This window comes from Gloeocapsa sp. DLM2.Bin57, from assembly GCA_007693955.1.
Taxonomy (GTDB): domain Bacteria; phylum Cyanobacteriota; class Cyanobacteriia; order Cyanobacteriales; family Gloeocapsaceae; genus Gloeocapsa.
The window spans coordinates 1-8,023 of sequence record RECR01000023.1 but is presented as its reverse complement, the minus strand read 5'-3'; the positions used below and the strand labels follow the sequence as shown (position 1 = coordinate 8,023).

The window sequence follows — 8,023 nt, the reverse complement described above, 5'->3', positions numbered from 1 at the left end:
TAATTAAAAAAGTGGGGATGGGCATCGCCTCACTCAAAAACGGTCAATCATCTCTTAAGGTGAAAGATAAGAAGCCTACAGCGTAATCTTTGATTCGGTGTAGGAGTATGTCACTTTCAATTCCCAAGCTAATTTAGCTGCGCCGACTATTCCTGCTTGATTACCTAGTTGAGCAGTTAATATTTGTAATCCTATTCGAGAACTAGACAATACTCTACGTTCAATTTCTGCTTGAGTAGAAGGTAAAAATAAATGACTACTTGCACTAATTCCCCCACCGATTAAAATAGCTTCAGGAGTGAGTACATAAATTAAACTAGCTAACCCCGCTCCTAGTAACTTACCATAATCTTGCCAAAAAGTTATTGCTTCTTGGTTACCTTGATTAGCTAATTCTGCTAAAACTGCGGGATTTTTTCCCGTAGTTCTCTCAATTGCTTGGATAGAGAGATATTGTTCTAGAGAGCCTTGATTACCGCTATTACAGTTTGGTCCTGTATAATTAAGGGTAATTAAGCCTAATTCTCCCGCTGCACCATAGATACCCGTATAAAGTTGCTTATTGAGGATGATCGCTCCTCCTATACCTGTCCCTAAAGTTAGTAAAATAAAGTTAGTAAATTGTTGTCCTGATCCTAACCAAGCTTCCCCTAAACCCGCGCAATTAGCATCGTTAGCTATTTTGGTGGGTAAACCAGTTTCAGACTCTAACCAATCTGCTAAGGGTACATTGTGCCAATTATCTAGATTAATCGCTACTTTAGCAATTCTCCCCTCTGCATCTGTTGGTCCTGGCGTTCCTAAGCCAATGGCTATACAGTTATATTGAGGGGTTAATTGTTTAACGATAGCGGCGATCGCTTTTGTAACTGCTTGGGGTGTAGAGGGTTGGGGTGTCGGAATCATCCCTTGATAAACAGATTCCCCTTCAGGGGTAAAGCAACCTATTTTAATACTGCTTCCCCCTAAGTCAATACCGATTACAGTCTTCATGCTGGTGTTTTCTGGTTATAATTTGGGTCAATAGTTTTGAGTAAATTTTAGGTCATTGAGTAATTAAACATGATTTTATTAAAGTTGTTGCTATGGATTCCTACCATTATTATCAGTATTAATATACTGGTGCTATTTATTGAATGTTTAAGCGCCCTTTGGTTTAAAAATAAGGATAATGGGGATAATCAAGCCGTAAATACCGACTATCGTTTAATTATACCTGCTCACAATGAAGCAAGTTGTCTGGGGAAAACCTTAGAGAGTTTAGTTACCCAAGTCAATCAACCTGAACAAATTCTGGTGATTGCTGATAATTGTACTGATGCAACAGCTGTGATCGCTCGGGAATATGGAGTAACTGTAGTAGAAAGATTTAATACAGAAAAGAGGGGTAAAGGTTATGCTTTAGCTTATGGTTTACAACAGTTAGAAGCTAATCCCCCTGAAGTGGTGCTATTTTTTGATGCTGATTGTCTAGTAGGAGAGAATACAGTTAAGGAATTAACCCAAAAAGCGATCGCCACGGGTAAACCGATTCAAGCATTATATTTAATGGAAAAACCAGAACAGCCTACCCCTAAAGATACTATCTCTGCTTTTGCATTTTTGGTCAAAAATTGGGTTCGCCCTTTAGGATTAACTACTTTAGGACTTCCTTGTTTATTAACGGGTACAGGTATGGCGTTTCCTTGGGGGGTAATTAATCAAGTTTCTCTCGACCATGGTAATATCGTAGAAGATATGCAGTTAGGTATTGATGTCGCTTTAGCTGGTTATCCTCCTCTATTTTTACCCACAGCTAAGGTGATAGGAATTTTACCCCAAAAAGAACAAATATCAACTCAACAACGTAAACGTTGGGAACATGGACATTTACAGACGATTATTACTCAAGTTCCTACTTTAATTAAAGGTGCGATGACTCAATTGAGTTTCCCCTTGTTGAGTTTAGCTTTAGAATTAAGTGTACCTCCGTTATCTTTACTAGTAATGTTTTGGGGTTTAACCCTTATTTTGACTGTAGGTGGAGGTTTGCTATTAGGTATCTGGTTACCTGCGCTCGTTTTAATCCTAGCTGGGTTATTGCTGTTTATCGCTATTATCACTGCTTGGGCAAAATTTGCTCAAAAAGAAATACCCTTGAAAAGTTTAATCCTTATTCCTGTTTATCTTCTTTCCAAGGTTACGATTTATTTTAATTTTTTAGGGAAAAGAGAATCTCAATGGGTTAAAACTCAAAGAGATTAATTATTTTCTCTCTCCCCAAGTGCGATCTAATTTTTCTAAATCACTAGTCAAAGAAGAGCGATTGTCTGCTTGAGTTTCTGTGACGATCGCTTTCATTCCTTCTAGGCTGGCTAAAATGCTATTAGGGTCCATAAACATTACTTTACTGCTTTCGCTGCTACCAATAATTTGACCCATCTCGATATATTTTTGAGCTAAGAGAAATTGTACTGCTTGGGTAGCTTGGCGATCGCCTGCTAAAGCTTTCATGACGGTTTGGACCGCTTCTGCTGTTGCTTGAGCTTTCAAGACTTGTTCTTGTTGATTAGCTTCAGCTCTGAGAATCAAGGCTTTTTTATCTGCTTCTGCTTCTAATACTTGAGCTTCTGCTCTACCTTTGGCGGAGTTAATCGCTGAGTCTCTTTCCCCTTCTGAGGTTAAGATAGCCGCTCTTTTTTTCCTTTCTGCTGCCATTTGTAATTCCATGGATTCTTGTACAGCTCTAGAGGGCATAATATCTCTCAATTCTACTCTAGTTACCTTTACTCCCCAAGGATCCGTTGCTATATCTAATTCTCTGAGTAAAATTTCGTTGATTTCTGAACGTGCAGTAAAGGTTTGGTCTAATTCTAATTGACCCATTTCTGAGCGTATTTGAGTTAAAACCAGGTTAACGATCGCTTCGCGGAGATTTTCCACCTTATAGTAGGATTTATACATATCCATAATCCGCCAATAGACTACTGCATCTACGGTTATAGATACGTTATCCCGAGTGATACAGGTTTGAGCTGGTATATCTAAAACTTTTTCTTTGATTGTGTCTTGATAAACTACTCTATCAAGTACAGGAGTAAGAAAATTTAAACCTGGTTCTAGTTTTTTGTTATAACTTCCTAATCTTTCTACCAAACACTCGTTTTTTTCACTAATGATTCTCACTGAGGATGCTATTGCTCCTCCTCCCGCTAAAGCCAGAAAAACTACAAATCCAAATAATCCTTGCATAATTAATCCACCTCTAATCTTTTAACATTTTTTCGGAAGCTACAATCAAAGTATTTCCTTCTCTACGTACTACATAAACTTTTTCATGAGGTGCTATCTCTTGTGATCTATCAACGGCTTTTGCTCTCCAGGAGTTACCCTCATAGAGAACTCTTCCTTCTTCTCCAGGAGCTATACTAGTAAGAGTTTCTGCTTCTACATCATCTCCCCTGGTAAGAATATTTTTAGGAGGAGTATAAAAACGTTGAAGTAACCATACTCCTGTTATAGAAAGAAATAACCACAGGACAACCTGTAATGGAAAAGAACTCAGCCACCCTGACAGTAAACCTACTACTATAGCACTTAGCCCCAACAGTAGGACAATAAATTCAGTTGGTAAGAAAAACTCCATTACACAGAGTATTGCTCCTGCTACTAGCCAAAGATTCATCGTATTTTGCATACATTGCCTAGTAATATGTATATTTTCATTTTAGCTTGAATAATTTAATTACAGGTTTATTTGTAAACTTCTCTTAAGCTTTATCTAGATAACTTGCTAACCATTGTTTACCTTCTGCTTCTGCGGCGATCGCATCTGCATAACCTATTTGTTCTTGTAGTATTATACCTTGTTTACTGACTAAACGAAATAGCCAACCTTGGTTGTCTCGATGTAAGACTATTAATAAATAATCGCGATTTTTCCCAATATGAGTAATTAAACTGATTGTATCTGACATCCCTCATTCTTAATAAATGTTGTATCTTAGAGAGTAAGGCTTGTTCTGTCAGTTTGATCATACACCTTATGTCTAATCCTGTTTTTAGTCTCCAAGATTTTCTCGATCCAGTGGTAGAGATAACCAGAGATATTGACTGTAAGCAACTTAACCAGATTTTTGCGGGGGGAATAAATCAAGCGGTTGTAGTTAACCAAGAAAGATATCCCCTAGGTATAATCTACGCTCGCTCCCTACTAGCTAGATGTTTACAACGTCAATCTCTGAGTTTAACTCCAGGAGAAATAAATTCTTTAATTGAACCGATAACTATTTTACCAAGTAAAATGAGTTTTCTCAACTATTATACTCATTTTGGATATCATCTAGAGTTAGGAGATAGTTACTGTTTTGCTTTAGTAGATGAAAATAATCATTTGTTGGGTATCCTTAATCAAGGTAAAATATTTAAAGCGATCGCTCTACACAATCTCCCTGAACAAAATCTCTTAAACCTCTTAGAAAAATTGCCCCTACCTGTTATGCTGCAAACAGAGCAAGGTAGAATTTTAGCTCAGAATGATCAATGGCGACAACAAATTGGGGATTATATTCCTGAAAGACTTAACCCTGATTATATTAATAAATTTCCCCCCCAAACTTTACCACAACCGACTCTAGTTGCTACTAGAGAATATAATTGGGAATTTTGTCAAGTTCCCCTCGATAGATTAGACTTAACTCCTGCTGATACAAATACTGAAAAACTAGTATGGTTAGTATTAGCTAATCATTTACAACAAGAATTAGCCTCAAATCGTCTTAAAGATGAGTTTGTCTCTGGTATTACTCACGATCTCAAATCTCCACTGACTTCGATTATTGGCTTATCTAATTTGCTCAAAGAACAAAAGTTAGGAACATTAAACCCTCGACAATCTCGTTATGTAGAATTGATTTATCAAAGTGGACAAAGAATTATGAATCTAGTCAATGAATTACTAGATTTAAGTCGTTTACAAAGTGGTGAATTAGAGATAAATTTAGACTTAGTCAATCTCCAGACTATTTGCGAACAAACCGCTAGAGAAATTCAAGCCAAATTAACTGAAGCAAACCTAGAATTATCCCTAGTAATCGAAACAAATATTAAAAATATCCAAGCAGATAGTTTACGCTTACGTCAAATGTTAATCCATTTACTAGATAATAGTATTAAATTTACTCCACCAGGACAACAAATCGGTTTAAGAGTTAATTTATGGAGGAATTGGTTAGCTTTTACGGTTTGGGATACAGGTATGGGTATTCCTAGAGAGTCACAAAAGATGATTTTACAAAAATATCATCCACCTAATCAGATAATTAATCAACCAACAACCAAAGGTCTCGGTTTAATCTTAACTCAACGTTTAACTGAACTTCATGGTGGAGATTTGACCTTTTTATCTACAGAAGATAAGGGAAGTAGTTTTACAATTTTACTTCCTACCGATAATAATGATGGCAATAATCTAGTTTTATTAGTAGAAGATAATCCAACTTATTTAAAAGAAATAACCCAATTACTCAACAGTATTAAGACTCAAGCAATTATCGCTAGAACTGGTACAGAAGCAATAGATAAAGCACGTTTAATCAAACCTGATTTTATCTTCTTAAATCCTTCGATATCATTTCTAGCTAATTGGGATGTATTAACTTTATTAAAGTCAGATAAGCAAACTAAACATATTCCTATAATTTTAACTATTGAACCATCAGAAAAGATTAAAGATTTAGGCAAAAAAGCTGATGGTATATTAACTTTACCAATAACGAAAGAATCATTATTATTTAGCTTAGCCAAAGTTAATCACAAAAGAAGTCTAACTATTTTATATTTATATCCAGGTTCAGCATTAACTAAAGCCAGTGATACCGAATTAGAATGGTTAATACATACTCACGCTTCAGGATTAATTAAGCGTATTCTCGAAGCAGATAGTTTAGAACAGGCAGAATTATTAGCACAATTTTGGGAAGTAGATGCTATAGTGTTTAATGGCTCGTTATTAAATAATCGAGAACTAGAATTAAAAGAACTCAGAGAGATGGAAGTTTTAGCTAGACTTCCCTTAATTACTTTAGACAATGAAACAACCAAAGTAGCTAATCAAATATCAGGCTTACAAGTATTCCCCTGTTTAATACCACCAGAAGAAGAAAACTTAGATTACCTACTAGAAGTAATAGAAATAGCAGTAGGAATTAAATAATAATGAGATATCCTGATCCCAATAATCCCCATCCTCTGGAAGGATTTCCTCAAGTATGCTTTATTAAAAATACTATTAAAAATCCTTTGATTATGGTGGGGGATTACACTTATTATGACGATCCCGAAGATTCAGAAAATTTTGAGCGCAACGTCTTATATCATTTTCCTTTTATTGGTGATAAGTTAATTATTGGTAAATTTTGCGCTATTTCCCGAGGAGTAAAATTTATTATGAATGGTGCAAATCATCAAATGTCGGGCTTTTCTACTTATCCTTTTGAAATTTTTGGCAATGGTTGGGAAAAGGTTACCCCACAAGCCCAAGAATATCCCTACAAAGGAGATACAGTCATTGGTAATGATGTTTGGATTGGTTATGAAGCGGTCATCATGCCAGGGGTTAAAATAGGTGATGGTACAATTATCGGCGCTAAATCCGTAGTTACTAAAGAAGTTAAACCCTACTCTGTTGTAGGTGGTAATCCTGCCAAATTAATCAGACAGCGATTTTCTCCAGAAATTATCAAGATTTTGCTAGAGATTGCTTGGTGGGATTGGGATATAGTAAAAATTACCAACAATTTAGAGGCGATCGTCGGTGCGAATATTCAAGCTTTACAAAAGGTTACTTAGATTGTTTCGTCGAGATGTTCAGCTACTGACTGATATAAATCTAAGACATGATGATCCAATAAGCGATAAAATACCTTACGTCCTCTTTTTTCGTAACTAACGAGACGCATAGATTTAAGAGTGCGCAATTGGTGAGAAACCGCAGACTCAGTCATTTCTAGAGAAGCGGCTAAATCACAGACGCACATTTCCCGATTAGCTAAAACAGACAAAATACGTAAACGATTAGTATCACCTAAGAGACTAAAAAATTCTGCCATTTTTTGAGCTTTCTCAGGTGCTAAAATTCTAGCTTGAACCCCTTGTAATTCGTCAAAAGCAACAGGATGAGGCTGACATTGTAGTAAGTCACTATTTGAGATTATTGACATTGACAATCTCGGGAATAGTTAGAAATATAGGTTGTGTCCGTTTTACCAAACCATTGATAACGATTATCTCTGATTTGTTCATAAAGGCGATCGCCTAACCATTGTAAAGAGGGTAAATTACGATAGAGTGTAATCAGAGGTTCTCCTAAAGGGAGTAAACGGGCGATTTCCTCAGCAGCGTCGCTACCTTGCCAACGTAATTCGGGGTTAACCGTGTCAATCAGAATCATACCTTGATGACAATCTTGGGGTTCAATCCCCAGAGTTTTTAGGGTATCATAAGCTTGCATGGGGATGTAGCGAAAGATTTGCCCTTGGTCTAGTGCTTCTAGTCCTTTAGTAAAATTTACACAGAGATTGCAGTTTCCATCGTAAATTAAATAATAGCGCATAAAGAGATTTTATTTTTCAGCATAACATAATCTTCATAAATGAATAAACCTAGCACGCTATTTAGTCAATTTTATAGTCTAGACAAATTAACCAATTGCTATATGATTGAGATAGCTTTGGACGAATACACAGATATTTTTAACGAATGGGATCCAGCCCCCTTTAAGCGCCGAGAAATTGACCCAGATTTAAAGCTGTATTTAGAGGGGTGTTCTCAAGAGATTCCCATTAACTATCCAATTGAAATTTATTTTACCATTCCTCATCAAGTCCGTAACCTAGTTACTGAGGAAGAAGCGCGCGACGGGTTAAAAAACTATTTCAGTTTTAATATTTATTTTATCAAAAGAAATTTAAAAAAAACCAGTATTAAAATACTCAATTACATTTTTCTGGGTTTTGTCTTTCTTTGGGTAGGGATAAGCTTTTCT

The 8,023-nt window shown here is 36.1% G+C and carries 10 protein-coding genes; 4 read left to right on the top strand and 6 right to left on the bottom strand.

Features of this window, described 5'->3' with window-relative positions:
• Positions 1 to 75: 75 nt before the first annotated feature.
• The gene (locus EA365_00665) at positions 76 to 993 is read right to left on the bottom strand and encodes an ROK family protein (GenBank protein ID TVQ49125.1); all 918 of its coding nucleotides are present in this window, start codon (positions 991 to 993) and stop codon (positions 76 to 78) included.
• Between the two features lie 69 nt (positions 994 to 1,062).
• On the opposite strand from EA365_00665, the gene EA365_00660 reads away from it, so the two are divergent.
• The gene (locus EA365_00660; GenBank protein ID TVQ49124.1) at positions 1,063 to 2,244 is read left to right on the top strand and encodes a glycosyltransferase; all 1,182 of its coding nucleotides are present in this window, start codon (positions 1,063 to 1,065) and stop codon (positions 2,242 to 2,244) included.
• On the opposite strand, the gene EA365_00655 is transcribed toward EA365_00660, so the two are convergent.
• From EA365_00655 to EA365_00645, 3 genes are all read right to left on the bottom strand, one after another.
• On the bottom strand, positions 2,245 to 3,231 hold the full coding sequence (locus EA365_00655) for an SPFH/Band 7/PHB domain protein (GenBank protein ID TVQ49123.1): 987 nt from the start codon (positions 3,229 to 3,231) through the stop codon (positions 2,245 to 2,247).
• A 13-nt stretch (positions 3,232 to 3,244) separates the two neighbouring features.
• Entirely contained in the window at positions 3,245 to 3,676 is a 432-nt protein-coding gene (locus EA365_00650) for an NfeD family protein (protein ID TVQ49122.1), read from the bottom strand.
• Positions 3,677 to 3,749: 73 nt separating this feature from the next.
• Complete coding sequence (locus tag EA365_00645) at positions 3,750 to 3,956, bottom strand: hypothetical protein (GenBank protein TVQ49121.1); 207 nt, start codon at positions 3,954 to 3,956, stop codon at positions 3,750 to 3,752.
• A 68-nt stretch (positions 3,957 to 4,024) separates the two neighbouring features.
• Between EA365_00645 and EA365_00640 the strand changes: the two genes are divergently transcribed.
• Positions 4,025 to 6,193 (top strand): response regulator, encoded by a 2,169-nt coding sequence (locus EA365_00640; GenBank protein ID TVQ49120.1) that lies wholly within the window; start codon positions 4,025 to 4,027, stop codon positions 6,191 to 6,193.
• A gap of 2 nt (positions 6,194 to 6,195) precedes the next feature.
• Positions 6,196 to 6,828, top strand: a complete 633-nt coding sequence (vat, locus tag EA365_00635; GenBank protein TVQ49119.1) for a Vat family streptogramin A O-acetyltransferase — start codon at positions 6,196 to 6,198, stop codon at positions 6,826 to 6,828.
• Here the strand turns inward: vat and EA365_00630 are convergent.
• Together EA365_00630 and EA365_00625 are read right to left on the bottom strand one after the other, a co-directional pair.
• Positions 6,825 to 7,199, bottom strand: coding sequence for a transcriptional regulator (locus EA365_00630; GenBank protein ID TVQ49118.1), 375 nt, complete (start codon positions 7,197 to 7,199; stop codon positions 6,825 to 6,827). The genes vat and EA365_00630 overlap by 4 nt on opposite strands.
• A complete protein-coding gene (locus EA365_00625) occupies positions 7,190 to 7,591 on the bottom strand; it encodes a DUF393 domain-containing protein (GenBank protein TVQ49117.1) in 402 nt (133 codons plus the stop codon). The genes EA365_00630 and EA365_00625 overlap by 10 nt, the downstream gene beginning before the upstream one ends.
• A 39-nt stretch (positions 7,592 to 7,630) precedes the next feature.
• On the opposite strand from EA365_00625, the gene EA365_00620 reads away from it, so the two are divergent.
• Positions 7,631 to 8,023: hypothetical protein (locus EA365_00620; GenBank protein TVQ49116.1), on the top strand; the 393-nt coding region annotated here is incomplete at its 3' end.

What these genes read in the sequence shown, in the direction of transcription:
- EA365_00665 (TVQ49125.1), bottom strand. Translation starts at nt 993, where the DNA reads ATGAAGACTGTAATCGGTATTGACTTAGGGGGAAGCAGTATTAAAATA.
- EA365_00660 (TVQ49124.1), top strand. Translation starts at nt 1,063, where the DNA reads ATGATTTTATTAAAGTTGTTGCTATGGATTCCTACCATTATTATCAGT.
- EA365_00655 (TVQ49123.1), bottom strand. Translation starts at nt 3,231, where the DNA reads ATGCAAGGATTATTTGGATTTGTAGTTTTTCTGGCTTTAGCGGGAGGA.
- EA365_00650 (TVQ49122.1), bottom strand. Translation starts at nt 3,676, where the DNA reads ATGCAAAATACGATGAATCTTTGGCTAGTAGCAGGAGCAATACTCTGT.
- EA365_00645 (TVQ49121.1), bottom strand. Translation starts at nt 3,956, where the DNA reads ATGTCAGATACAATCAGTTTAATTACTCATATTGGGAAAAATCGCGAT.
- EA365_00640 (TVQ49120.1), top strand. Translation starts at nt 4,025, where the DNA reads ATGTCTAATCCTGTTTTTAGTCTCCAAGATTTTCTCGATCCAGTGGTA.
- vat (TVQ49119.1), top strand. Translation starts at nt 6,196, where the DNA reads ATGAGATATCCTGATCCCAATAATCCCCATCCTCTGGAAGGATTTCCT.
- EA365_00630 (TVQ49118.1), bottom strand. Translation starts at nt 7,199, where the DNA reads ATGTCAATAATCTCAAATAGTGACTTACTACAATGTCAGCCTCATCCT.
- EA365_00625 (TVQ49117.1), bottom strand. Translation starts at nt 7,591, where the DNA reads ATGCGCTATTATTTAATTTACGATGGAAACTGCAATCTCTGTGTAAAT.